The sequence below is a fragment of the Pseudooceanicola nanhaiensis DSM 18065 genome (genome assembly GCF_000688295.1).
Lineage (GTDB): Bacteria > Pseudomonadota > Alphaproteobacteria > Rhodobacterales > Rhodobacteraceae > Pseudooceanicola > Pseudooceanicola nanhaiensis.
This window is the reverse complement of the sequence record NZ_JHZF01000013.1, coordinates 46322-72047: the sequence shown is the minus strand read 5'-3', so window position 1 is coordinate 72047 and position 25726 is coordinate 46322. Positions and strand designations below refer to the sequence as shown.

14 protein-coding genes are annotated in these 25726 nt (G+C 70.6%); 6 read left to right on the top strand and 8 right to left on the bottom strand.

The window, feature by feature from the left end; genetic code table 11:
- Window positions 1-15: 15 nt before the first annotated feature.
- From Q344_RS0110455 to Q344_RS0110440, 4 genes are read right to left on the bottom strand one after another with little or no spacing between them, the layout of a single operon-like run.
- Window positions 16-1020, bottom strand: a complete 1005-nt coding sequence (locus Q344_RS0110455; protein WP_028286653.1) for an ABC transporter permease — start codon at window positions 1018-1020, stop codon at window positions 16-18.
- Window positions 1017-2525, bottom strand: a complete 1509-nt coding sequence (locus Q344_RS0110450) for a sugar ABC transporter ATP-binding protein (RefSeq protein WP_028286652.1) — start codon at window positions 2523-2525, stop codon at window positions 1017-1019. Before Q344_RS0110450 ends, Q344_RS0110455 begins: the two co-directional genes overlap by 4 nt.
- Window positions 2510-3667, bottom strand: a complete 1158-nt coding sequence (locus Q344_RS0110445) for a Gfo/Idh/MocA family protein (RefSeq protein ID WP_028286651.1) — start codon at window positions 3665-3667, stop codon at window positions 2510-2512. Before Q344_RS0110445 ends, Q344_RS0110450 begins: the two co-directional genes overlap by 16 nt.
- Complete coding sequence (locus tag Q344_RS0110440; RefSeq protein WP_028286650.1) at window positions 3664-4716, bottom strand: sugar phosphate isomerase/epimerase family protein; 1053 nt, start codon at window positions 4714-4716, stop codon at window positions 3664-3666. Before Q344_RS0110440 ends, Q344_RS0110445 begins: the two co-directional genes overlap by 4 nt.
- Before the next feature lie 130 nt (window positions 4717-4846).
- Here Q344_RS0110440 and Q344_RS0110435 point away from each other — a divergent pair, with 130 nt between their 5' ends.
- Together Q344_RS0110435 and Q344_RS0110430 are read left to right on the top strand one after the other, a co-directional pair.
- Window positions 4847-5869 (top strand): LacI family DNA-binding transcriptional regulator, encoded by a 1023-nt coding sequence (locus Q344_RS0110435; protein WP_028286649.1) that lies wholly within the window; start codon window positions 4847-4849, stop codon window positions 5867-5869.
- A 147-nt stretch (window positions 5870-6016) separates the two neighbouring features.
- Window positions 6017-6553, top strand: coding sequence for an HdeD family acid-resistance protein (locus Q344_RS0110430; protein WP_051630549.1), 537 nt, complete (start codon window positions 6017-6019; stop codon window positions 6551-6553).
- A 68-nt stretch (window positions 6554-6621) separates the two neighbouring features.
- On the opposite strand, the gene Q344_RS23700 is transcribed toward Q344_RS0110430, so the two are convergent.
- The 3 genes from Q344_RS23700 to Q344_RS0110415 are packed head-to-tail and all read right to left on the bottom strand — an operon-like array spanning window position 6622 to window position 9481.
- Window positions 6622-7872 (bottom strand): glycosyltransferase family 4 protein, encoded by a 1251-nt coding sequence (locus Q344_RS23700; protein ID WP_036539083.1) that lies wholly within the window; start codon window positions 7870-7872, stop codon window positions 6622-6624.
- On the bottom strand, window positions 7869-8777 hold the full coding sequence (locus tag Q344_RS0110420) for a glycosyltransferase family 2 protein (RefSeq protein WP_229669265.1): 909 nt from the start codon (window positions 8775-8777) through the stop codon (window positions 7869-7871). Before Q344_RS0110420 ends, Q344_RS23700 begins: the two co-directional genes overlap by 4 nt.
- An 8-nt stretch (window positions 8778-8785) precedes the next feature.
- Window positions 8786-9481, bottom strand: a complete 696-nt coding sequence (locus Q344_RS0110415) for a sugar transferase (RefSeq protein WP_051630547.1) — start codon at window positions 9479-9481, stop codon at window positions 8786-8788.
- 354 nt (window positions 9482-9835) lie between these two features.
- Between Q344_RS0110415 and Q344_RS0110410 the strand changes: the two genes are divergently transcribed.
- From Q344_RS0110410 to Q344_RS25115, 4 genes are all read left to right on the top strand, one after another.
- The gene (locus tag Q344_RS0110410) at window positions 9836-11281 is read left to right on the top strand and encodes an oligosaccharide flippase family protein (RefSeq protein ID WP_028286645.1); all 1446 of its coding nucleotides are present in this window, start codon (window positions 9836-9838) and stop codon (window positions 11279-11281) included.
- Window positions 11278-12075 (top strand): methyltransferase, TIGR04325 family, encoded by a 798-nt coding sequence (locus tag Q344_RS23695; protein ID WP_036539080.1) that lies wholly within the window; start codon window positions 11278-11280, stop codon window positions 12073-12075. The genes Q344_RS0110410 and Q344_RS23695 overlap by 4 nt, the downstream gene beginning before the upstream one ends.
- 455 nt (window positions 12076-12530) lie before the next feature.
- A complete protein-coding gene (locus Q344_RS23690; protein ID WP_084178378.1) occupies window positions 12531-22253 on the top strand; it encodes a hybrid non-ribosomal peptide synthetase/type I polyketide synthase in 9723 nt (3240 codons plus the stop codon).
- The gene (locus Q344_RS25115; protein ID WP_051630545.1) at window positions 22250-25012 is read left to right on the top strand and encodes a condensation domain-containing protein; all 2763 of its coding nucleotides are present in this window, start codon (window positions 22250-22252) and stop codon (window positions 25010-25012) included. Before Q344_RS23690 ends, Q344_RS25115 begins: the two co-directional genes overlap by 4 nt.
- Here the strand turns inward: Q344_RS25115 and Q344_RS23680 are convergent.
- Window positions 24997-25698, bottom strand: coding sequence for a 4'-phosphopantetheinyl transferase family protein (locus tag Q344_RS23680; protein WP_051630544.1), 702 nt, complete (start codon window positions 25696-25698; stop codon window positions 24997-24999). The two genes, Q344_RS25115 and Q344_RS23680, sit on opposite strands and share 16 nt — an antisense overlap.
- Window positions 25699-25726: the final 28 nt, after the last annotated feature.

Below are 25726 nucleotides of genomic sequence, written 5' to 3'. Positions count from 1 at the left end.
CTCCCAGATTGCCGCTCAGTCGGCGGACTTGCTTTCGCGCTGCAAGACGACAGCGAGAATGACGATGACCCCCTGGATCGCGCCGTTGAGATAGGGCGAGACGATCGAGGCGAGGTTCAGGATGTTGTCGATGAGGCTCAGGATCAGCACGCCGATCACGGTGCCCCAAACCCGGCCGAAGCCGCCCTTGAGGACTGTGCCGCCGATGATGACGGCCGCGATGGCCTCGAGCTCCCAGAGCACGCCGGTCGAGCCGGAGGCGGAGCCGAGGCGCGGGACGTACATGATCGTCGCCACGCCGACGAGCAGGCCGAGCAGCACGTAGGTGGCCATGCGCACCCGGTCGACCTTCACGGCCGAGTAGCGGGCGACCTGTTCGTTGGCCCCGAGCGAGGCGCAGTGCCGGCCGAACGGCGTCTTGCGCATCGCCAGCTCGCCCAGGATCGCGACGAGGGCGAAGACGATGATCGGCCAGGCGACGCCGAAGAGGCCGTCGTAATAGACCGGGCGGTAGAAGCTGCGCGCGTCGTAGTTCAGCGACAGCGTGCCCCCGTCGGCCAGCCAGGTCACGAGGCTGCGGTAGATGCCCATGGCGCCCAGCGTGACGATGAAGGCCTCGATCTGGACCTTGGCGATCAGGAAGCCGTTGAGCAGCCCCGCCGCGAGCCCCGTCAGCAGGGCCACGACCATCCCCGCCAGCACCAGCGGCATGCCGATCCCGAGCGTCGGGATCATGTAGTTCATCGCCATGATCATCACGCCCGCGATGAAGGCCGCCATGGAGCCGACCGACAGGTCGATCCCCCCGGCGGTGATCACGAAGGTCATGCCGACCGCGATGATCCCGATGAAGGCCGAGCGCGCGAGCACGTTGGTCACGTTGCCGTAGCTCAGGAAGTTGGAGTTCAGCGAGGCCCCGAGGATGATCAGCACGATCAGCGCCATCACGGGGCCGAGAACCTGGAGATTGAGCCTCCGGCGCGGGGTGGCGCGGGTCTCGGTGGCGGTGGTGTCGGTCATGCGCTTGCCTTCTCGTCTGCCACGCCCATGGCGCGGCGCAGGATCGCGTCCTCGGTGATCTTGTCCCCGGTCAGTTCGCCCGCGATGAAGCCGCGGCCCATGACCACCACGCGGGAGGCGAGGCCGATCACCTCGGGCAGTTCCGAGGAGACGACGATCACGCTCTTGCCCGCGCGGGCGAGGGCCGCGATGAATTCGTAGATCTGCTGTTTCGTGCCAATGTCGATGCCGCGGGTCGGCTCGTCGATGATGACGATCCCGGGCTCGGCCAGCATGGTCTTGGCCAGCAGCAGCTTCTGCTGGTTGCCGCCCGAGAGGCTGCCCGCGACCATCTCCTTGTCGTTCACGCGGATGTCGAACTCGTCGATCGCGCGGTCGAGCGCCGCGGCCTCGGCGGCCTTGTCGATGGATAGGGTGCCGAAGCGGTCGAGCGCCAGCAGGGTCAGGTTCTCGACCAGGTTCTTGCCGAGGAGCAGGCCCTTGTCCTTGCGATCCTCGGTCAGGTAGACGAGCCCCGCCTGCCGCGCCGCCAGCACGCTGCCGGGTTTCAGCGGATGGCCGTGAACGCTCACGCGGCCCGTCGCGGGGCGGAGGCCGACGATCCCCTCCATCAGCTCGGTCCGGCCCGCGCCGACGAGGCCGGCAAAGCCCAGCACCTCGCCGCGGCGGAGGGTGAAGGAGGCGTCGCGCACCTTGCCGGGAACGGTGAGGTTCTGCACCTCCAGCACCACCTCGTCCCGCGGCACGGGCTTTTCGGGGAAGAGGTCCGACAGTTCGCGGCCCACCATCGCCTCGGCCATGGCGTGTTCGGTGAAGCCTTGGGCCGCCCGCGTGGTGATGTGGGTCCCGTCGCGCAGGACCGTCACGCGGTCGGCCATGCGCGCGATCTCGTCCAGCTTGTGGGAGGTGTAGAGGATCGCCGTCCCCTGCGCGCGAAGGCGGTCGATCTGCTCCAGCAGGATGTCCGTCTCGCGGTTGGTCAGCACGGCCGTCGGTTCGTCCATGATGAGGACGCGGGCGTTGCGGCCGATGGCGCGGGCGATCTCGACCATCTGGCGGTTCGGGACCGAGATGTCCTTCACCCGCACCCGCGGGTCGATGTGGCAGTCCAGCCGCGCGAGCAGGCCCTTCGCCTCGGCCCGCATCGCCTTCTGGTCGAGGAACGGACCCTTCCGGCGTTCGCGGCCGAGGAACATGTTCTCCTCGATGGTCAGCGGCAGGGCGAGGTTGAACTCCTGGTGGATCATGATGATCCCGGCCTGTTCCGCGTCGCGCTGGTCGGTGAAGCGGACGGGCTCTCCGTCGAGCAGCAGATCCCCCGTGGTGGGCGCGAGGTAGCCCGCGAGGATCTTCATCATCGTCGACTTGCCGGCGCCGTTCTCGCCGATCAGCGCATGGACCTCGCCGGGCCGCAGGTCGAAATCGACCCCGTGCAGGACCTCGATGGGTCCGAAGCTGCGGGTCACCCCGCGGGCGGCGAGGATGGCGCTCACAGGCTCACCCATGCGGCGTTGCGTTTCGACGAGCGGACGCAGGCGTCGACGAAGGCCACGCCCTCGACCCCGTCGGCGATGGTGGGGTAGGTGACCGCCGCGTCGGGGGCCGCGCCGGTGCGCGCGGCGCGGATCGCGGCGGCGGCCTCGGCGTAGATGTTGGCGAAGGCCTCGAAGAAGCCCTCGGGGTGACCGGCAGGGATGCGGGTCAGGCGCCCGGCGGCCTCACCGGAAGACGCCGAGCCGCGCGTGACGATGCTGACCGGGCCGCCCATGGGCGTGACACGCAGCCGTTCGGGTTCGTCATGGCGCCACTCGACGCCTGCCTTCGTGCCGAACACCCGCAGCCGCAGCGCGTTTTCGCAGCCGGCGGCGACCTGGGAGCACCAGAGCATCCCCCGCGCGCCGCCCTTGAATCGCAGCATCACGTGGGCGTTGTCGTCGATCGGCCGCCCCGGCACGAAGGCCTGGAGGTCGGCGGCCAGCGCCTCGAGCTCCAGCCCGGTGACGAAACGGGCGATGTTGTAGGCGTGGGTGCCGATGTCGCCGGTCGCCCCGCCGGGCCCGCTGCGCTCCGGGTCGGTGCGCCACGCGGCCTGCTTGTTGTCCGGCGCCGGAACGTCGCCCAGCCAGTCCTGCGGGTATTCGACCTGCACGAGGCGAATCTCGCCGAGATCGCCCCTTGCCACCCGCTCGCGCGCTTCGCGGACCATCGGGTAGCCGGTGTAATTGTGGGTCAGAACGAAGAGCGCCTCGGAGCTCTCGGCCGCCTTCGCGAGCTTCTTCGCGTCCTGGAGCGTGCCGGCCAGCGGCTTGTCGCAGATCACGTGGATGCCGCGCTTCAGGAATTCGCGGGCGACGGGGTAGTGCATGTGGTTGGGCGCGGCGATCGCCACCGCCTCGATCCCGTCCTTCAGCCGCGCCTCGCGCTTCGCCATCTCGACGTAGTCGGTATAGGTCCGGTCCTCCGGCAGGCCGACCTCGCGGGCCGAGGCCAGCGCCTTCTCGGGCGTCGAGGACAGCGCCCCCGCCACCAGAGAGAAATGCCCGTCGAGCCGCGCCGCGATCCGGTGGACTGAGCCGATCATCGCCCCCTGTCCGCCGCCGACCATGCCGAGCCGGATCGGCCCCTCGCGTCCTTCGAACCTGTTCACAGCCCCAGCATCCTCCGGTTGGCCGCATCATCCGCTCCGCCGTCGGCGAAATCGTCGAAGGCATGCGGGGTGACGCGGATGATGTGGTCGCGGACGAACTGCGCGCCCTCGCGGGCCCCGTCCTCGGGGTGCTTGAGGGCACATTCCCATTCGACCACCGCCCAGCCGTCGAAATCCATCGCGGCGAGTTTCGAGAAGATCGCGCCGAAATCGACCTGCCCGTCGCCCAGCGACCGGAAGCGGCCGGCCCGGTTCACCCAGGACTGGTAGCCGCCGTAGACCCCCTGGCGCCCGGTCGGGTTGAACTCGGCGTCCTTCACGTGGAAGGCCCCGATCCGCTCGGCGTAGATGTCGAGGTTGTCGATGTAGTCGAGGCATTGCAGCACGTAATGGCTCGGGTCGTAGAGCATCATCGCCCGGGGGTGGTTGTTCACCCGCTCGAGGAACATCTCGTAGCTGACGCCATCGTGCAGGTCCTCGCCCGGGTGGATCTCGTAGCAGAGGTTCACGCCATGCTCGTCCGCGTAATCGAGCAGCGGCTGCCAGCGGGTGGCAAGCTCGTCGAAGGCCATCTCGACCAGACCCTGCGGGCGCTGCGGCCAGGGATAGATGTAGGGCCAGGCCAGCGCGCCCGAGAAGGTCGGCACGGCAGTGAGCCCGAGGTTGGCAGAGGCCTTGATCGTCTTGCGGACCTGATCGACCGCCCAGGCCTGCCGCGCCTTCGGGTCGCCGCGGACGGCCTCGGTCGCGAAACCGTCGAAGGCGGCGTCATAGGCCGGGTGGACCGCGACGAGCTGGCCCTGCAGGTGGCAGGCGAACTCCGTGACCTCGATCCCGGCCTCGGCGGCCTGACCGGCCCATTCCTCGCAATAGCCCTTGCTCTCGGCCGCCTTGTCGAGGTCCACCAGCCGATTGTCCCAGCTTGGCACCTGCACGCCGTCATAGCCGGCTTCCTTCGCCCAGCGGGTGATTCCCGGCCAGTCGTTGAACGGCGCCTCGTCTCCCGCGAACTGCGCGAGGAAGAGCGCCGGGCCCTTGATCGTCTTCACTATGTCCTCCCCATGCGCCGGGTCTCCTCCGGGGCGCATGTAATCGTTTGCACGGGAGCGTGACAAAAGATGAAATCGTTTACAACATCTTTTTCATGGCCCAGATTGGCGCCTCAGCGGCGGAGACCCCATGGATCGGAAAATTGCGACTATTCAGGACGTTGCCCGCACGGCCGGCGTCTCCACGGCGACGGTCAGCCGGACGCTCTCGAAACCCTCGGTGGTCGCGCCCGCGACTCGGGAGGCGGTGCAATCGGCCATTGCCGAGACCGGCTACCGGGTCAACGCCACCGCCTCCAACCTGCGGCGCCAGCGCACCGGGTCGGTGATCGTGCTGGTGCCCAACCTTGCCAACCCGTTCTTCTCCCAGATCCTCGCCGGACTCTCCTCGGTGCTCACGCCCGCCCAGTACGGGCTTCTGGTGGCCGACACCCAGTCCGGGCCCGATCCCGACGAGCGGCTGGCGCATTACCTGACCTCCGGCCAGGCGGACGGGCTGATCCTGCTCGACGGCACGCTCTCGCCCGAGGTGCTGCGGACGCCGGGCCGCCCGCCGGTGGTGATGGCCTGCGAATGGATGGGCAGCGACCTGCCCTCGGTCACGGTCGAGAACGCGCGCGGCGCCGAGATGGCGGTGGATCACCTTGCCGGTCTCGGCCACCGGGCGATCGGGCATGTCACGGGGCCGCGGGGCAACGTGCTGACCGAGACACGGCTTGAGGGGTTCACCCGCGGCCTGGCCGCCCGGGGTCTTCCGCTGCGGGAGGACTGGGTGCTCGAGGGCGATTTCACCATGGATTCGGGGGCCGCCGCCGCGCGGGCCTTCCTGCGGATGGCGGACCGGCCCTCGGCGCTCTTCCTGTCGTCCGACGAGATGGCCGTGGGCTTCATGGGCGTGGTGCAGGCGGCGGGGCTGCGGGTGCCGCAGGACGTCTCGGTCGTGGGGTTCGACAATATCGAGATGGCCCAGCACCTGACGCCGCGGCTGACCACGATCCGCCAGCCCCGCACCCGCATCGGAGAGAGCGCGGCCGAGCTGCTGCTGGGCCTCATCGACACCGCCGCGCTGACCGGGCCATCGGACGTGATCGAGGTCGAGTTCATCGCGCGCGGCAGCGCCGCACCGCCCCCGTCCGACCGCAACCTCGGGTAGATCTGCCGCCCTGCATGACGCTGGGTTAGGTGCCGTTGGGTAACAGTGAAAATACTTCGCCATTCCGAGCCGTTGACCGAATGTCCAATTCGCATCAAGGTTGAGTGGTCTCCGCGGATGTCTCCGCGTTCAGAAGGAAGGCTCAATATGCGCTATTGGTATCTGTGGTTCGGACTCGGAGTCCTCAGCGTGGTCGGCGGCGTGCTGGCCCTGTTCAATCCCTTCGCGGCGAGCGTCACTGCCGAACAGCTCGTCGCCTGGTTCTTCCTGATCGGCGGCATCCTTCAGGTCATCGCGATCTTCCAGGTCTCGGGCTGGGGCGCGCGGCTCTGGAACATCTTCCTGGCCGTGGTCTACATCTGGATGGGCATCACCCTGCTCGCCAACCCGCTGGCGGGCGTGCTGACCCTGACCTTCGTGGCCGCGATCCTGTTCCTGGCGAGCGGCATCGCGAAGATCTTCTACGCTTTCAGCATGACGCAATATCGCTGGATGATGGTCCTCTCGGGGGCGATCTCGATCATCCTCGCGATCATGATCTTCGCCAATTACCCGGGCTCCGCCGTCGTCTCGCTGGGCATCCTGCTGGCGGTCGAGTTGCTGACCACGGGCGTCGCCCTGATGACCTTCGGCCTTGCGCTGAAGAACAACCCCGAGGTCGTGAACCCGACCGTCGAGGTCTGAACCGCGGGGCTCCGGCCCCCGGTCGAAAGGGAATGCGGCGCTGCTCCCGGCGCCGCATTTTCCGTTCTTCAGCCGGCGCCCGCGGCGCGGGCGTAGAGCGCTTCCAGCCGGTCCATCCAGGCCTCGGGGGTCAGGCTGAACGTGTCCTCCGCGGCAAAGGCGCGGATGGAGATGTCGCGCAGTTCCGCCGCCGGCAGGGCGGCGGCTCGGCGGAGGTCGTCGGCCAGGGCCTCGGCGCTGCGGCTGTTCACGGCAAGGCCGAGCCGGCGGTCGGCCACCTCCCGCGCCAGCGGCATCACGTCCGAGATGAGCACAGGAAGCCCGCTGCGGGACGCCTCTGCCGCCACCAGGCCGAAAGGCTCGGGGTAGCGCGAGGGCACGACGAGCGCGCGGCAATCGGCAAGGTGGCGGCCGATGTCGCCCTGATCGACCCAGCCGGTGAAGGCGACCTCGGGAAAGGCGTCCGGCAGGTCGGGCTGAAGCGCGGTATCGCCGATCACCCGCAGCTTCACGCCCGCGAGCCGCGCGGCCTCGCAGAGGGTGCGGACCCCCTTGCCGCGCTCGGTCCGGCCGATGTAGCAGAACCGCTCCGCCGCCTCGGCCCGCACCCGTTCGGTGGTGAAGGCCCTCGCCGGGTTGCCGACCGGCGTGATCAGCCGTTCGGGCACGCCGCCGCGCGCCAGAGGCTCCGTCATCCACGGCCCGAGCGAGATCACCCCCGCCCATGGCGCCCCGGGCCCGAAGGCGCGGCGCAGCGCCCGCTGGCGCAGCACGCGCCAGAGCTTGTGGCCATAGGACCGCCGGTCGCAATTCGTCCCGAGGCAGCTCGCCGACAGCGGAACGCGGCCGCAGACCTCGCCCCGGCGATAGTCGAAGTAGATGCCGTTCGGGCAGGCGAGGAAGTAGTCATGCGCGTGGACGTAGGTCCGGGCTGCCACCGGCCGCAGCGCATCGAACACGGCGGGCGAGAGGATCCGGGACCAGCCGTGCAGGTGATAGACCGTCTGGGCCGTGTCGCGCGCGGCGATCTCTGCCGCGATGCGCTGGCCCATGGCGCGGTTGTAGAGCCCGCTGCGGACCGCCTCGATCCGCTTGCGGTCGAGCAGCAGCCGACCCCCGAGGGCGAGCGCCTCGATCCCCTCCGCCGCAAGCGCGCCGCCGTCGCCGGTGTCGCCGCTGATGAAGCTCACCGCGTGGCCGCGTGCCCGCAGCATCCGGGCCGACATCAGCGCGAGCCCGGTGGCCCCGCCCCGCGCGATCGATGAATCGTTGAGGATGACGACGCGCCCCTTGCCCGGCGCAGGGCCGGCGGCGCTCACAGCCGGTCGATCCGGCCGGGCGCGATCCGTCCGAGCAGGAGGTCCCGCAGCCCGAGGAGATTGCCCTTCAGCCGCCCGCGCCGGTCGACCCAGGGCTCGGGGCGGGGGGCGCGGGCGAGGTTGGCGAGGCAGTTGCGCAGCATCATCCGCAGCGCGCGGCGCGGCGCCATCGTGCGCTTGCGCATCAGGTAGACGGGGTTGGCGATCTGCGAATAGCCGAGCGGCACGCCGCGCGAGCGTCCGGTCTTGGTGCCCAGATGCACGCCCTGCATCGCGGGCGCCTTCACGATCCGGCCCTCGGCGGCGAGCCGGCGCGAAAAGTCCACGTCCTCGAGCCAGCCGTAGCGGGGCAGGGCGGTGTCGAACCGCAAGCCGGTCCGGGCCACCGCGCCCAGGCGGATCGCCATGTTGCAGCCGTAGCCGTTGTAGACCTCTTCGGGCGCCGCGGCGGTGTCGTCCGCGGCGGCGAGCAGCTGCAGCCCCTCGGCGTGGTCCAGCCCGGGGCCGAGGATGCCATCGGCGAGCACGCGGCCCGTGGCCATCACCACGTCCGGTTCGGCGGCAAAGACGGCGCGGGTCGCCGCCATGAAGCCCGGCGCGGGCAGGAAATCATCGTCGAGGAAGACGAGGACGCCCGAGCCGCCGACCGCGTCGAGCACCGCGTTCCGCTGGGCGCAGAGCCCGCGCGGCGCCTCGATCACCGTCAGGGGGAAGGGCAGCGCCGCGGTGTCTCCGTCGTGATCGGCGGGGTCGGCGACGGACAGGACCACGAGATCGGGCCGGTCGGGCAAGGTGGCGAGGTGGCGCAGCGTCTCCCGCAGCACCGGGGCCCGGCCCGTCGTGGCGATCGCCACGATCAGGGGTGCCGGGTCGGCCAGGTCGGGAACGGGGCGGGCCATCATCATGCGGAAGGTTACCGGGCGCCGGTCTGCGCGAGCACCACCTTCACCGTCTTGGCCACGATCTTCAAGTCGTTCGCGAATGTCATGTTGCGGACGTAGTCGACATCCAGCGCCACCCGCTCGTCATAGGTGGTGTTGCTGCGGCCGCTGACCTGCCATGCGCCGGTCAAGCCCGGGCGCACCGACATGTAATCGGCAGCGAAGGGGCCGTAGAAATGCAGCTCGTCCGCGACCACGGGGCGGGGGCCGACGAAGGACATGTCACCCTTCAGCACGTTCCAGAGCTGCGGGATCTCGTCGAGCGAGCTCTTCCGCAGGAAGTGGCCGACGCGGTGAATCCGCGGGTCGTTCCTGAGCTTGCGGTTCGCCAGCCACTCGATCCGCAGCGCCGGGTCGGCCTTGAGCGCGCGTTCGAGCGCCGCGTCGGCGTCGCGGACCATGGTGCGGAACTTCCAGCAGCGGAACGTCTTGCCGTGCCGTCCGACCCGGCGCTGGAAATAGAGCACCGGCCCGCCATCGGCGATGACGAGCACCAGCGCCACGATCAGCCCGACCGGCAGCAGCACCGGCAGCGCCAGCAGGGCGAGCACCTTGTCGAAGGCGGCCTTGGCCCTTGGATTGTGCGGGCGGGAGAGGGCAGCTCTCTCCGCAACGAGCACCCCGAAGCTGCTTCCGATGAAGCCTGCCCGGTCGGTGCGATCCGACAACTGAAAAGTCATACTAAGTCAGGGTAAAACTTACCCCACCCCCAAATTTACGTGCCGAATCATGCCAGTTCTGAAGATAGACGATTGTGGCGGAGTGACTTTTTTCTTTCCGCGACACAGCGTTTCGCTTTCGGCAACACGGGCCCTGTAAACTAAGGTTAAGCCGCTGTCACCAAGAACGCTTCGTTTCGATATGTGAAACCACTGCCATAATTTAAACGCGATGCGTCCTTACTTGGCGCGAAATCGGCCATTAACTTGCCCACATTCAGACACGCCGCCAGCCATCGCCATCAGACTGCCACATTCATGAGTACAGACACCTCCGCAGAGACGCGCAGGGGCGGAAGCTCCATGCTGGGCGACGGTGCGATCACCGTTGCCGAGAGGATCGTCTCCCAGGCGGCCCAGTTCGCGATCTTCATCGTCGCTGCCCGCGTTCTCGGGCCGGCCGAGTTCGGGGTCTTCGCCCTCGTCTCTGCCTGCGCCATCCTGCTCTTCCGGTTTTCCGAATTCGGCTGGGCGCCCTTCATCATGGCCTGGTCGGGCGACAGCCGCGTGCCGCAGCAGGTGCTCTTCATCGCCATCACCAGCGGCGCGGCGGTCTCGCTCCTGGGCATCCTTGCCGCGCAGCTCTCGGGGCGTTTCGGCGTCGCCGCGGATACCGTTGTCCTGATGGAGCTTTTCGCGGCCTGGGTGGTTCTCGCCACCGCCTCCTCGGCGCAGAAGGGGGTCATGATCTGGCAGCGGAAGATGAAGGCCTCGGCGCTCTGCGAGATCGTCGGAGAGGTCGTGGGCCTCATCGTCGCCGTCGCGGGGCTGTTGCGCGGGCATGGTGTCTATTCGCTCGCCTACGGGCGGATCGCCTACCAGTCGACGCATCTCGCGCTCAGTTTCCTCGTCACGCGGATGCCGCCGCGGGCGGGGCTGCGGGGGCCGGTGCTGCGCGATCTCTGGACGTTCTCGGCGCAGATCTTCGCAAGCCGCATGTTCACCTACGTCCGCCTTTACCTTGCCACATTCATCGTGGGCGGCTTCCTCGGCGCGGCGGCGGTCGGCTATTTCCGCGCCGCCGACCGTCTGGTCAGCGCCGTGGCCGAGGTGATCGCCGTGCCCGGCCAGCTCCTGGCCTGGACGCGGCTGCGGCTGGCCCGCGACGAAGGGCCTGCCGACGCGCAGCAGGCCCGGCTGCGCGTGGCGCTGCGGGGGTTTCTCAGCGGTCTCTTCGCGCTCAGCGCGCCGGTCTTCCTCTGGCTCATCTGCATGAGCGACGAGCTGATCCGCGGCCTGCTCAGCGCCGAGTGGGAGCCCGCCGGGCCGCTGGTGGCCATCCTCGCGCTCAGCCGTCTGGTCTTCATGTTCGGCCTGCTGACCGAACCGACCATGTCCGTCTCGGGCCATGCCCGGGTGCTGCCGGTCTTCGCGGGGGTGGTCTTTGCCATCTCGACCGCGCTGACCTTCGGGGCGGTGCACCTCGGGCTCCAAGCGCTCGCGTGGTCGCAGGTGGCGATCGCGGTGCTTGTGCTGGTCGCGACCTTCTGGCTGTTCCGGCGCTACGCCGGCGTCACCCCGGCCGAGATCCTGTCGGACATCACCGGCGCGCTGGTGCCGCTGGCGCTCGGGACCGGGGTGCTGCTGGCGCTGAACCTCGGCACCGACGGCATGGGCCTTCCGCCGCTGGTCGAGGCGGTGCTCTACGGGCTCGCGGCGCTGGCCGTCTACATCCTGGCGCTCTGGCGCCTCGCGCCCCGGCTCTGGGCGCAGCTTTCCTCGGGTTTCCGCAAAAGGGTCCTTTCATGAACGACGTCCTGCGCGCCACCGGTCGGGCGGCGAAATCCCTTGCCCAGGGGGTCGGCGCCGCGGGCGCGCGCGCCCGGGCAATGACACCCCGGCCGCCGCGTTTCGCCGGCGCCTACGACAGCCGGGACGCCGCGCTTGCGGCCATCCCCGCCAGCCTGCGGGGCGGCTATGACGACGAGAGCATCGCCGATGTCTCCTTCCCGCAGATGTGTGAACGTGCGGCCTTCGACTACCCGCTGATCTTCTGGCTGAGCCGGCTTCTGCCCGACCTGCGCCATGTGGTGGACGCGGGCGGGCACCTCGGCACGAAATACATCGCCTTCTCGGGCGTGCTGGACCTGTCCGGCCTGCAATGGACCGTGCAGGACCTGCCCGGCATCGTCGCCGCCGCGCGGAAGCGTCAGGCGGCGGGCGGTCTGCCGGCGGATCTGCGGTTCGCGGAGACGCTGAAGGGGCTGGAATGTCCCGACCTGCTGCTCGCCTCCGGTCTGATGCAATACCTCGACCGCCCGCTCGCCGCCCTGCTGGAGGATCTGGGCGGCCGGCCGCGGCACATCCTGCTGAACAAGGTCGCGCTGCGCGACGGTCCCGCGGTCTTCACCATCGAGCGTATCGGCCACGGCCGCGTGCCCTACCAGATCCGGTCCCGCGCCGCCTGGCAGGCCGAGCTGGACGCCCTCGGCTACGATCTGCGCGACAGCTGGGAGATCGGTGAGCTCTCCCATGCGATCCCCACCCACCCCTGGCTCGGCCGCAGCGCAAGCCGCGGCTACCTGCTGGAGCGGCGTGACTGAATGGCACCACGTGGCGACAAGGCGCGGGCCGGTCCCGCCATTGCCATGAAACGGTCCATGATTCCCCGCAAAGCGATGCGAGACCCCCGATCATGCCGGGTCGTTGCACCAATCTTCGGAACGGCGTCTGTTTGTCGTCGCGCATCCGACAATGGAGCCTGTGCGCAGCGGTCCGGTGGTGAAGGCCCGGGGCCGGTTGAAATCGTTGCTAATCATGAGGATATGTCCCTTGTCCCGTCCCGCCGCGCGCCGCATGACCGCCATGTTTCGCGTTATTCTTTTGACAGTAAATCTGTGCCCCGGTTTCATTGTTTCCAAGCCGCGCAATCCCTGATCGGCACCGGACGGAGCGGGCCTGACGCCCGCCCCGATCGTCTGCGCGTCATGGATCCGCGACATCATCCGCGCGTCTGCCCGGCCCTCCGGCGACGCAGTTCCAGGAGCCACGCACCCTCGTGAGCACGGACACCCACACCGCCCGCCTCCCCGATACCGGGGTGTACGAGGCGTTTGCCGCGGCTGTCTCGGCGGCGCCGGACGCCCCGGCGCTGCTGGGTCGTGACCGCCGCCTGAGCTATGCCGGGCTGGCGGCGGAGGTCCTGCGCCTTGCCGCCGCGCTCGAGGCGGAGGGCGTGGGGGAAGGCGATCATGTCGCGCTCTGCGCGGGCCGCGGGTTCGAGGCGATCACCGGCATGTTCGCCTGCCTTCGGCTTGGCGCGGTCTACGTCCCGATGGACCCGGATTTCGCGCCCGAACAGCTGGCGTTCATCGCGGGCGACCTGCCGATGCGGGCCGCGCTCTGCCCCCCCGGGCGGCTGGAGGACAGCCGGGCCCTCTTCGGCGCGGCGCTCCCCCTGCTCGTGATCGGCGAGGCCGGGTCCGAGGGGGCCGAACCCGGCGCGCCGCTCTCTGCCGGCCCCGAGGCCCCGGCCTGCGTGCTCTACACCTCGGGCACCACCGGCACGCCGAAGGGCGTGGTCCTGCCGCACCGGGCGATCACCGCGATGGCGCTCTGCCAGCCCGCGATCGCCATGGGGCCGGGCGACGTCTGCCTGCATGCCGCCACCATCGCCTGCGACGGCGCGCTGCACGAGATCATGGTGCCGCTGCTCTCGGGCGCCGCGGTGGCCGTGGTCGAGGCCGCGACCGCCTCGCTCGACATCGTGGCCGAGGCGATCACCCGCCACGGCGTCACCGTCACGCCCTGGTACGCCGGGCTGCACCACCTGATGATCGAGCACCGGATCGAGGCCTTCGCCACCGTCCGCCTCTCGGTCGCGGGCGGGGACGTGATGTCCGCCCCGCTCGCCGCGCGCCTGCTGGAGCGCTGGCCCGGGATCCGGCTGGTGAACGCCTACGGTCCCACCGAGACCTGCGTGCAGAGCCTCGTGCACGAGGTCACGCCCGAGGACGCCCGTGCCGGTGCCATTCCTCTCGGCCACGCGCTCCCCCTGGAAGAGGCGCTGCTCCTCGGCGACGACCTGCAGCCGGTCGCCGAGGGCGAGACCGGGCAGCTTGCCATCGCCGGGGCCAAGGTCGCGCTCGGCTACCACCAGCGCCCCGAGAAGACGGCCGAGGTCTTCATCCCCGACCCGCGCCCCGGGCACGCCGGCCTCGTCTACCTGACCGGGGACCTCGCCCGCCGCCGTCCCGACGGGCTCTACGATTTCGCCGGCCGCGCCGACCGGCAGGTGAAGCTCGCCGGCCGCCGGGTCGAGATCGACGGCGTGGAACACGTCCTGCGCGACCTCCCCGGCGTGGCCGACGCGGTGGTCGAGCTGGTGAAGACCCCCGCCGCCCGCCTCGTCGCCTTCGTCATCCCCGAGGCGCCGGTCGCCGACCCTGCCGCCTTCACCGCCGCGCTGAAGGAGGCCGCCGCCGGCGCCCTCTCGCGCGAGATCATCCCGCGCGAGATCGACCTCCTCGACGCCTTCCCGCTGACGCAGGCGGGCAAGGTCGACCGCAAGGCCCTGCGCGCCGCGAAGGCCGCCCCCGCGCCCGAGCAGAGCCGCGACACCAACGCCACCCGGCGGGGCATCGCGGAGGTCTGGCAATCCGTCCTCGGCTGCCCTCCGCCGCGGCCCTCGGACACGTTCTTCGACCTCGGGGGCACCTCGCTGCAACTGATCGAGGCCCATGCCAGGATCGAGACCGCCCTCGGCGCCCGCTTCGACATCGCGCTGATGTTCGAGACGCCGCGCCTCGGCGACCTCGCCACCCGGCTCTCGACGCTTTCCCCCGAGGCGCCTGCACCCGAGACCGTCCCGCAGAAGGCGGACGACGGCGCCATCGCGGTGATCGGCCTTGCCGCGCGGCTCCCCGGCATCGACAGCCTCGACGCCTTCTGGGATGTGCTCCGCGACGGCCGCAGCGTGATCGAACGCTTCGATCCCGCGCAGGCCGAGGACGCCTTCGACCCCGCCACCCGCGCGTTGCCGAATTACGTCCCCGCCCGCTCGATCCTCTCGTCCCCCGAGATGTTCGACGCGAAGTTCTTCGACATGCGCCCCCGCGAGGCCGCCGAGACCGACCCGCAGGGCCGCATCTTCCTCGAGCTCTGCCAGCAGGCGCTGGATGACGCCGGCGTGGACCCGACGCGCGCGGGCCCCGTGGGCCTCTACGCAGGCGCGTCCATGTCGACCTACCTGCTCGAGAACCTGATCCCCGACCGCGCCGCGCAGCGCGACTTCACCACCGGCTTCCAGCTCGACTACACGCTGCTGAGCGGCAACGATTCCGACGGCATCGCCACCCGCGTCGCCTACAAGCTGGGCCTCACCGGTCCCGCGATCTCGGTCAACACCGCCTGTTCGACCTCGCTCGTCGCCGTCACGCAGGCCGTTCAGGCCCTGCGCGCCGGGATGGCGCGGGTCGCGATGGCGGGCGGCGTCTCGGTCACCTTCCCGCAGAAGCGCGGCTACCTCTACCAGGAGGGCGGCATGGCCTCGCCCGACGGCCTCTGCCGTCCGTTCGACGCGGAGGCGGGCGGCACCGTCTTCGGCCACGGCGCGGGTGTCGTGGTGCTGAAGCGCCTGAGCGATGCGCTGGCCGACGGAGACCACATCCGCGCCGTCATCCGGGGCGTGGGGCTGAACAACGACGGCGCGGCGAAGATGTCCTACACCGCGCCTTCGGTCGCAGGTCAGGCGGATGCGATCCGCATGGCGCACCGCGACGCGCACGTGGCGCCCGCGCAGATCGGCTACATGGAGTGCCACGGCACCGCCACGCCCTTGGGCGATCCGATCGAGATCGCGGGCCTGAAGTCCGCCTTCGGCACCGGCGCGGGGCGCTGCGCCCTCGGCTCGGTCAAGGGCAACATCGGCCACCTCGACGCCGCGGCGGGCGTGACCTCGGTCATCAAGACCGTCCTCATGCTGGAGCGCCGCGAGATCCCTCCCGTGGCCCATTTCCGCACGCTGAACCCGCGGATCGACCTCGCGGGCTCGGGCTTCCACGTTCCCGAGGGCGCCGGCCCGTGGGAGGGCGACAGCCCGCGCCTCGCCGGCATCTCCTCCTTCGGCGTCGGCGGGACCAATGCGCATGTGGTGATCGGCGAGGCTCCGACGGTCGGGGCCCCCTCGGCGGAGGCCACCCCGGCCACTGAGGCCATTTCCCTCCTGCCGCTCTCCGCCCGGACCCCCGAGGCGCTCATGCAGATGGCGGGCGAACTGGCCTCTCACCTCGAGACCACCGACACCCCGCTTCCGGACGTCGCCTTCACCCTGCAGGAGGGCCGCCGGACCCACGAGTTCCGCCTCGGCCTCGCCGCCGCGGACAGGGCCGACGCCATCGCCCAGCTTCGCGCCGCCAAGGCGCCGAAGGCCACAGGGGCGGCTCCCGACGTGGTCTTCCTCTTCCCCGGACAGGGCTCCCAGTATCCCGGCATGGGCGCCGGGCTCTACGCGGCCGAACCCGGTTACGCCCGCTGGATCGATCAGGGCACCGAGATCCTCGCCCCGATCCTCGGGCAGGACATCCGGCGCCTGATCCTCGGGCAGGACCTCACGTCCGAAGAGGCCGCCCGGGCCCTCCGCGAGACATGGATCACCCAGCCCGCGCTGTTCCTGACCGAATACGCGACCGCGAAGCTCTGGCAGGCGCGGGGGATCGCCCCCGCCGCCATGATCGGCCATTCGGTCGGCGAATTCGCCGCCGCCGCGCTGGCGGGCGTGATGTCCTTCGAGGACGCCCTCACGCTCATCGCCAAACGCGGCCGCCTGATGATGGACCAGCCCGGGGGCGCGATGCTTTCGGTCCGGGCGCCGCTCGCCGAACTCGAACCCCATCTCGACGACACCACCGACCTCGCCGCCAGGAATGCGCCGAAGCTCCAGGTCGTGGCCGGTCCCTTCGAGGCGATCGACGCGCTCGCCGCGCGGCTCGAGGCCGCGGGGATCGCGAACCAGCGGCTCCACACCTCGCACGCCTTCCATTCCCGCATGATGGACCCGGTGACGGAGGCGCTGCATGCCGCCGCCGGGGGCGTCACCCTGAACGCCCCTCACACCCCCATCGTCTCGGCCGTCACCGGCCGCGAACTGACGGACGCAGAGGCCACGGACCCCGCCTTCTGGGCGGCTCAGGCCCGGGCCTGCGTCGATTTCCAGGCCGCCCTCGAGGCGGTCGCCGGGACAAGGTCCCCGGTCTTCGTCGAGGTCGGCCCCGGCCGAACCCTCTCGGCGTTTGCCGGCCAGACCTTGGGTCGCGGCAGTCATCAAGGTACAATTCAATCGCTGCCGGATCATGCCAGATCGGTTCCCGATATGAATGCGATGGCTGCCGCGGCATCTTCTCTCTGGGCCAGCGGCGTTGCCGTCGACTGGTCCCGCCAGGGGCCGCGCGGGCACCGCAAGGTGCCGCTCCCCGCCTATCCGTTCCAGCGCCAGCGCTACTGGATCGATCCGCCAGAGGCCCGGGGCGCGGCGATGCCCGCCGTGCCGCCCGCCCCGCCGTCTCAAGCCCCTATCGCCCAAGAGGTGCCCGCCATGACCACCGCTCCCGTCGCCGTGGACCGTCTTCCCCGCCTGATCGCCGAACTGGCGGACCTGCTCGCCGACATGTCCGGCGAGGAGATCACCGCGGCGGAGGCCGGAACCTCGTTCCTCGAATTCGGCTTCGATTCGCTCTTCATGGGGCAGGTGAGCCAGGCGCTCTCGCGGCAATACGGCGTGGACATCGGCTTCCGCCGGCTGCTGTCGGACCTCTCGACGCTCAGCGACCTCGCCGCCCATCTCGATAGCGAGATGCCGGCCGAAACCGCCCCCGCGCCGGTCGCCGCGGCCCCCGCGGCCGCCCCGGTCGCCGCCGTTGCCGCCGCGCCCGCGATGCCCGCAGCGCAGCCCGTCGCGCTCGGCTCGGGCGTCGAGGGCGTGCTCCAGGCCCAGCTCCAGACCATGCAGGCGATCTTCGCGCAGCAGCTCCAGTCCCTCGGCGGCACGGCCCCGGCGCAGCCCGCGCCGGTCCAGCCTGCGCCCGCAGCGGCCCCCGCTCCGGCCGCCGTCGCCGCGGCGCCCGCCCCGAAAGCGGTCGCGACGGACGACGAGGAGGCCCAGCCCAAGGGCGGCTTCAAGCTTGGCCGCGGCCCGAGCGTCACCGGCGGCACGATGGACGCGGCCCAGACCGCCTTTGCCCGCGACCTCGCCGACCGCTACGCCGCGAAACACGCGAAATCCAAGGCCTACACGGCGAAATACCGCGACGTCCACGCCGACCCCCGCACCGCCGCCGGGTTCCGGGCCGAGTGGAAGGAGCTCGTCTTCCCGATCGTCGCCGACCGCTCCAAGGGCGCCTATATCCACGACCTCGACGGCAACGATTTCGTCGACCTCGTGAACGGGTTCGGCCAGACCGCCTTCGGCCATTCGCCCGATTTCGTGGTCGAGGCGGTGACGAAACAGATGGAGAAGGGCTTCCCCATCGGACCGCAGGCCGACCTCGCGGGCCCGGTGGCCGAGAAGTTCGCCCGTTGGGTGGGCCACGAGCGGGTCACCTTCTGCAACACCGGCTCCGAGGCCGTCATGGCCGCGATGCGCGTCGCCCGGACGGTGACGGGCCGCGACCTCGTCGTGGTCTTCGACCGCGATTACCACGGCCAGTTCGACGAGGTCCTCGTGAAGGGCCGCACCAAGCCGGGCGATCCGCGTCCCCTGCCGATCGCGCCGGGGATCCCGCGCTCGGGCATCGCCAACATGATCGTGCTGCCCTACGGCGCGGACAGCGCGCTCGACTGGATCCGCGACAACATAAACGACGTCGCCGCGGTCATCGTCGAGCCGGTGCAGAGCCGCCACCCCGAGCACCGCCCCGAGAGCTTCGTGCGTACCCTCCGCGATGTCACAAGGGAGGGCGGCACCGCGCTCGTCATCGACGAGGTGGTCACCGGCTTCCGCACCTCGCGCCGCGGCATGCAGGGCGTCTGGGGCATACAGGGCGACATGGCGACCTACGGCAAGGTCGTGGGCGGCGGCATGCCCATCGGGGTGCTCGCCGGTGACGCCCGGTTCATGGACGCGCTGGACGGCGGCCCGTGGCAATACGGCGACGACTCGCGTCCCGAGAAGGTCCCGACCTTCTTCGCGGGCACCTTCGTGCGCCACCCGCTGGTGCTGGCCGCCGTCGATGCCTCGCTCGATTTCATGGAGCGCGAGGGCGACAGGCTCTGGGTCGAGGCGGCGGAGCGCTGCAGGACGCTCGCCGATCAGCTCAAGCATGCGATGACCTCGCGCGGGCTGCCGGACCTGATCGAGCATTACTCGAGCTGGTTCGTCATCAACACGACCGAGGCCGACCCCCGCGCGACCCTGCTCTACCCGCTGATGCGGATGGAGGGCGTGCATGTCATGGACGGTTTCTGCGGCTTCCTGACCACCGAACATGGCGAGGCCGAATGTGCCCGCGTGCTTTCGGCCTTCGAGAAGGCGCTCGACACGCTGCTGTCGGTCGGCATCCTCGCCGATCTGCGCGCGGCCGATGCGCCCGCGCTCCCGGCAGCCGCGACGCTGGCCCCCGCGACGCAGGTCCCGCTGACCGAAAGCCAGCGCGAGATCTGGATGTCGCACCAGATGGGCGGTGCCGCCGCCGCGGCGTTCAACGAATGCGGCTCGCTCACGCTCGACGGCACGCTCGACGCCGGCGCCCTGCAATCCGCCTGGGACGCCATGATCGCCCGGCACGACGCGCTCCGCCTGCGCTTCGCCCGTGACGGGTCGACCTTCGACGTGACCGACCCGGCGCCCCTCCCGCTCGCCCGTCTCGACCTGACCGGCGCGGCCGACCCGCAGCAGGCCCTCGACGCGCTCATCGCCGAGGAGGGCGAGACCCCCTTCGACATCACCGCCGAACCGCCCCTGCGCGGGACGCTGGTGACGCTCTCCGAGGCCTCCCACGTCCTCGTCATGACGATGCACCACATCGTCGCGGACGGCTGGTCCTTCGGCGTCATGCTCGACGATCTCGCGGCCCTCTACGCCGCCCGGGTCGAGGGCCGCTCCGCCGACCTTCCGCCCGCGCCCTCCTTCGCCGCCCATGCCCGCGCCGCCGCCGCGAAGCTGGCGAACGGCGCGACCATGGCGTTCTGGAAGGCTCAATACGAGACCATCCCGGCGCTGCCCGACATGCCCGTCGACCGCCCGCGCCCCGAGCGCAAGAGCTATTCCGGCGGCACCGTCTTCCACACCATCGCGCCCGAGGCGGTGAAGGCCGCGCGGAAGATGGGCGGCAAGCGCGGCTGCACCCTGTTCGCCACGACCTTCACCGCGATGCAGGTCCTCGTCTCGCGCCTCTCGGGTGCGCGCGACGTGGTCCTCGGCGTGCCGACGGCAGAGCAGCAGACCCTGCCGAACCCGAACCTCGTCGGCCATTGCGTGAACTTCCTGCCGGTCCGCGCGCCGATGGCGAAGGGCGCCTCGGTCGCGGCCCACATGCAGGCCGTGCGTGACCGGATGATGGCCGCCTTCGACCACCAGGACACGACCTTCGGGGCGATCGTCCAGGCGCTCGAGATCCCGCGCAAGCTCGACCGCCTGCCGCTGACCGAGATCGAGTTCAACCTCGAGAAGGACAGCGCCATGGCCGAGATGCCGGGGCTGAAAGTCGGCTTCCGCCCGAACGCCAAGCGGGCGGTGAACTTCGACCTGTTCTTCAACCTCGCCGAAACCTCCGAGGGCCTCCGGATCGACGCCCATTACAACGCCGATCTCTACGACGAAGAGACGGTGCGCGGCTGGACCCGCGCCTACGAGACGGTGCTCGCCGCGATGGTCGCCGACCCCGAGCAGCCGGTCGCCGCCGTCTCGACCCTGGCCGAGGCCGACCGTCTTGCGATCGGCGCCGAGATGAACGCGACCGCCCGGGCCTACGACCGGCAGGCGACGCTCACCGACCTGATCGACCGCAGCGTCGCGGCCCATGCCGGGGACCCGGCGGTCGAGGATGCGGAGGGAACGCTGACCTACGCGGCGCTTGCCGCCCGGAGCGATGCGCTCGCCGCGCTGATCCAGTCCCGCGTGCCGGGCAGGGGCCAGCGCGTGGCGCTCTGCCTGCCGCGTGGCGCGGGGATGCTCGCGGGGCTGCTCGCGGTCCTGAAGGCGGGCCACACCTACGTGCCCCTCGACCCGCGCCAGCCCGCCGCGCGCCTCGCCGCGATCTGCGAGACGGCCGAGGTCGCCGCGATCCTCACCGACAGCGCCGAGACCGCCGGTTTCGCCGAGGGAGACGCGCTGCCGCTGATCCTGACGGGCGATGCGGAAGAGGGCGCAACGCCCGAACCCGTGCAGGTCCCGCCCGAACAGGCGGCCTACGTGATCTTCACCTCCGGTTCGACCGGCACCCCCAAGGGCGTCGCCGTCCCGCACCGCGCGGTGGTGAACTTCCTCGCCTCGATGGCGGAGGAGCCGGGACTTTCCGCCTCCGACACCCTCCTCGCCGTGACGACGGTGATGTTCGACATCGCGGTGCTTGAGCTTCTCCTGCCGCTGACGAAGGGCGCGAAGCTGGTCATCGCGAAGACCGAGGACGTGATCGACGGCTTCAAGCTGGTGGAGCGCCTGAACCGGGGCGACGTCACCGTCATGCAGGCCACGCCGACCCTCTGGGACATGGTCCTGACCGCCGGTTTCACCCCCGCGAAGGGCTTCCGGATGCTCTGCGGCGGCGAACCCCTGCCGGCCGACCTCGCGCAGCGCCTGACCGCGCAGGGCGCCGAGCTCTGGAACATGTACGGGCCCACCGAGACCACCATCTGGTCCGCCGTCAAGCGCGTCGAGCCTGGCCAGCCGATCACCATCGGCCACCCGATCGCCAATACCGAGCTGCACATCCTCGACGACGCGGGCCAGATCGCGCCCGTCGGCGCCACGGGGGAGCTGAACATCGGCGGTGACGGCCTCGCGCTCGGCTACTTCAACCGCGACGACCTGACCGCGACCGCCTTCCGGTCCGTCAGCCTCGGCGGCACCCCCCGCAAGCTCTACGCGACCGGAGACCTCGCCCGCCGCCGCGCGGATGGCGAGATCGAGGTGCTGGGCCGGATCGACACGCAGGTGAAGCTGCGCGGCTTCCGGATCGAGCTGGGCGAGATCGAGACCCGCCTCCGCGCCCTCCCGGGCGTCGACAAGGCCGCCGTGGACCTCCGCGCCCGGGGCACCGGGGACCGCCAGCTTGTCGGCTACGTCGTGCCGGTCGCGGGACAGGACCCGGCCCCCGAGGCGCTGACCGAGGCACTGGCGAGGGACCTGCCGGATTACATGATCCCGCGCGCCTGGGTGACGCTCTCGTCCCTGCCGCAGACCGGCAACGGCAAGCTCGACCGCAAGGCGCTGCCCGACCCGGCGGAGAGCGCCAGCGTCACGCCCCTGCACAGCCAGGTGGCCCCCGAGACCGAGACGGAGAAGCGGATCGCCGGGATCTGGGCCAAGGTGCTGGGGCATGAGCAGATCGGCGTCACCGACACGCTCTTCACCCTGGGCGTCGACAGCCTCGCCGTCTTCCGGATCGCCGCGCAGATGCTCGACGCCGGGCTCGACCTCGAGGCGCGGGACATGTTCGCCCATCCCTCGATCCGCCAGCTCGCCGCCTTCCACGACAGCCGCGGCGGCGAACCCGCCCGCCCGGCGCGGCCCTCGCTGAAGGACTTCCGCAACGGTGCCCGCCGGAATGAGCGGAGGCCCGCGGAATGAGCGAAGACCGTCACAGCCAGCCCGCCGAGGCCACGGAGCTCGTCGCCGAGTTCCCGCTCAGCGCCACGCAGACCCGCTGCTGGTTCCTCGACCGGATGCAGCCCGGCAATCCCTCGCTGAACGTCGCCGTCCGCTGGGAGCTGCGCGGGCAGGTCCAGACCGCCAATATCGAGCGCGCCTTCCAGCACGTCATCGAGCGCCACGAGATCCTGCGCACCCGCTTCGTCGAAAAGGACGGGGCGCCGGTGCAGCAGGTGGTCGCCGACGTGCCCTTCAAGCTCGACACCGTGGACATCCGCACCGTGCCCGAGGCGCAGCAGATGGCCCGCGTCTCGGACATCGCGCACGAGGTGGCGGAGCGGCCCTTCGACCTCGGCCAGCCCGGGCTGATCCGCGCGACGCTGATCCGCCTTGCCGCCGACCGGGCGATCCTGACCTTCGTGGTGCACCAGTCCTGCTTCGACGGCGCCTCGATCCGCGTGCTTGGCCACGAGATCGGCACCGCCGCCCAGGCCTTCGAGGAGGGGCGCACGCCCGACCTGCCGGACCTGCCGCTGCAATATGGCGACTTCGCCCTCTGGCAGCAGGATTACTTCGCCTCGGGTGTGCTGGAGGAGGAGGGCGCCTACTGGGAAGCCCGCCTGAAGGACGCCCCCTATTTCGAGCTCGAGCCCGACAAGCCGCGCCCGCCCGTCAAGACGACGAGCGTCGAGCAGGTGAACCTCGACCTGCCCGAGGATTTCGGTCCGCGCCTCGCCGTAGCCGCGCAGGCAGCGGGCGTCTCGCCCTTCACCTATGGCTGCGCGCTCTTCTCCGCGGCTTTGGCGCGGGCGAGCGGGCGGGACGACGTGCTCTTCGGGACCCAGATCGCCGGGCGGCTCGACAGCGACCTCGACCCGATGATCGGCGTCTTCATCAACAATCTCGTGCTGCGCTTCTCGGCCCCCGCCGACCGGCCGCTCTCGGCGCAGGTCGCCGAGGCCAAGCAGGTGGTCGAGGGCGCACTCACCCACCAGTCGATGCCCTTCAACCGGATCGTCGAACGGCTGAACCCGCGCCGCGACCCGTCGCGGACCCCGCTGATCTCGGTCAATTTCAACCTCCAGCAGGTCTTCATGGAGACGAAGACCTACGGCACCTTCTCGCTGCGGTCCTCGCCCAGCCACGCGCCGGGGGCGATCTACGACCTTGACCTCGCGGTGATGGGCCGGCCCTCGGGCTGGCAGATGAACCTCGAATATTCGACCTCGCTCTTCGACCGCGAAACGGCGCAGGCGCTGGCCGAGCTGGTGCGCGGCGCCTTCGAGACGGCCTTCGCGGACGCCGAGGCGCCGCTCTCCGCCATCCCCCTGCCGGCGCTGCTCGCCGAGCGGGGACAGGACGACAGGCGCCGCATCTCGGCCGCCGAACACGCCCTGATGCGGCACCCGATGGTGCGCGAGGCGGCGGTGATCCGGACCGAGGAGGCGCTGCACGCCTTCGTCGTCCCGCAGGCGACCGGCGCGCTGCCGCTGGACGAGCTGCCGCAGAAGATCATGGACGAGAGCCCCGACGCGGCCCTCGCCGACCTGACCGGCATCAGCATCGTCGCCGATTTCCCGCGGAGCTCGACCGGGGCGGTCAACCGTGCCGTGCTGGCCGCGCCGAAGCGCAACGCGAAACAGGTGCGGTCCGAGGCGATGGACCCGGCCGTGCTCGAGGCGCTGCAAGAGGACTTCGCCGAGGTGCTGGGGGTCGGGACCGTCACCCCCGCCTCGCATTTCTTCGACATGGGCGGCCATTCCGTCCTCGTCCTCCGGCTGCTGACGAAGATCCGCGACCGCTGGGGCGTGCAGCTCGACGTGACGCAGGTCTACGAGCATTCGACGCCCGCCGACCTTGCCCGCCTCGTCTCGGCCCGCCGGTCCCATGCAGAGACCCCGGCCGAGGACTGGCGGATCATGCGCCTGCGGAAGGAGGGAGAGGGCCTGCCGCTCATCGCCGTGAACAACGCCGCGACCGCGCTGGCCCTCGGCACCGCCGGAAGCGTCCCGCGCCAGACCGCCTGCGTGCGCATCTTCGACGCGGGCCGCGGCATCGCGCTCGACGACCGCCCGTTCCAGGAGATCGCCGCGGACTACGCCGAGGTCATCCGCAAGGCGCAGCCCGAGGGGCCCTACCTGCTCTACGGCAATTGCGTGCACGGCAACCTCGCGCTCGAGGCCGCGCGCGTGCTGAAACGCGAGGGCGCCGAGATCGCGGGCGTGGTGATGAAGGACGTGTGGGAGCCCTCCTACACCGGCGACCTGCCGAAGAACCCCAAGCTGAACCGGCAGGAGAAATGGCACGGGCTCCGCTCGCGCCTGCGCGCGGTGCGGGCGGGCGAAATGTCGTTCCCGGCGCTTCTGGGCATGTATTCGATCACCCGGAAGCTCGGCATCCTCCAGCTCGGCACCAGGCTCGGCCTGATCGAACGGGTCAAGCGGAGCGATCTGGAGGAGGACCAGGAGCGCTTCATCTCCCACGTGTCCCGCAAGCGCGATGCCTATCGTCCCGCGCCGGTGGACTTCCCCGTGCTGCATGTCGTGACCGGGATCACCCCATCGGGCGGCGGCTTCAGCCCGTCGATCGGCTGGGAGAAGATCGTCGCGCCGGAGAAGCTGAAGACCGTCCGCCTGCCCAAGGTCCTCGTCCTGCGCGACAAGCGTGTCGGCGTCGAGGACATGGCCCGCGAGATGGAGCGCTTCCTCGGCGAGACCGGCGCTCAGGCGGAGGCGTGAGCCACCAGCCCCTCCGGCACCTCGCGGATCTCGGGGGCGAGCGTGTCGCCCCCGGTTTCCATCGCCAGCGCCCCCGCCATCCCCGGCCCGAGGTCGAGATGCGCGAGCCGCCAGCCCGCGAGCGCTCCGTGCGCCGGGTCGAGGCGGGTCATCCGCGCGGGCTCGCCGGGGCGGAGCGTCACGTCGAAGCGATCGAGCGGGATCGACAGCCCGTCGCCCATGGCCTTCACCACCGCCTCCTTGCGCGTCCAGCAGCGGAAGAAACCGGGGTTCCATTCCTCGGGCGGCAGGGCGGAGAGCGTGGCAAATTCCTGCGGCGAGAAGAAACGTTCGGCGACACCCTCCTCGATCTCCCGGTGCGCCTCGATGTCGGCGCCCAGCACCCGGTCGGCGATCGCGAGACAGGCGAGGCCGCCCGAATGGCTGAGGTTGAACGCCGGCCCGCCGGGCAGGAAGGGCTTGCCATGCGAGCCGTAGGAGAACCTGAGCGCACCCGGCGCCTGCCCGGTCGCCGCGCCGAGGATCTCGCGCAGGCGGCCCCGGCCGATGCGATAGGCGATCCGGTCCTTCTCGAACACGAAGCGCGCGGCACGGGCGGCCTCGTCCTCGGAGAGGTGGCGTGCGAGGGTGTCCGCGGTCTCGGCGTCGGTCAGGCGCCAGAAATGCAGGGCTATGGTGACGGGCATCGGCCCTCCGGGCTTGGTCGGGGCGAGA

Excerpts from the sequence above, each read along its gene's own strand:
- Q344_RS23695 (WP_036539080.1), top strand. The coding sequence starts at position 11,278 with ATGAACGACGTCCTGCGCGCCACCGGTCGGGCGGCGAAATCCCTTGCC.
- Q344_RS25115 (WP_051630545.1), top strand. The coding sequence starts at position 22,250 with ATGAGCGAAGACCGTCACAGCCAGCCCGCCGAGGCCACGGAGCTCGTC.
- Q344_RS23680 (WP_051630544.1), bottom strand. The coding sequence starts at position 25,698 with ATGCCCGTCACCATAGCCCTGCATTTCTGGCGCCTGACCGACGCCGAG.
- Q344_RS0110455 (WP_028286653.1), bottom strand. The coding sequence starts at position 1,020 with ATGACCGACACCACCGCCACCGAGACCCGCGCCACCCCGCGCCGGAGG.
- Q344_RS0110410 (WP_028286645.1), top strand. The coding sequence starts at position 9,836 with ATGCTGGGCGACGGTGCGATCACCGTTGCCGAGAGGATCGTCTCCCAG.
- Q344_RS0110450 (WP_028286652.1), bottom strand. The coding sequence starts at position 2,525 with ATGGGTGAGCCTGTGAGCGCCATCCTCGCCGCCCGCGGGGTGACCCGC.
- Q344_RS0110435 (WP_028286649.1), top strand. The coding sequence starts at position 4,847 with ATGGATCGGAAAATTGCGACTATTCAGGACGTTGCCCGCACGGCCGGC.
- Q344_RS0110420 (WP_229669265.1), bottom strand. The coding sequence starts at position 8,777 with ATGATGATGGCCCGCCCCGTTCCCGACCTGGCCGACCCGGCACCCCTG.
- Q344_RS0110430 (WP_051630549.1), top strand. The coding sequence starts at position 6,017 with ATGCGCTATTGGTATCTGTGGTTCGGACTCGGAGTCCTCAGCGTGGTC.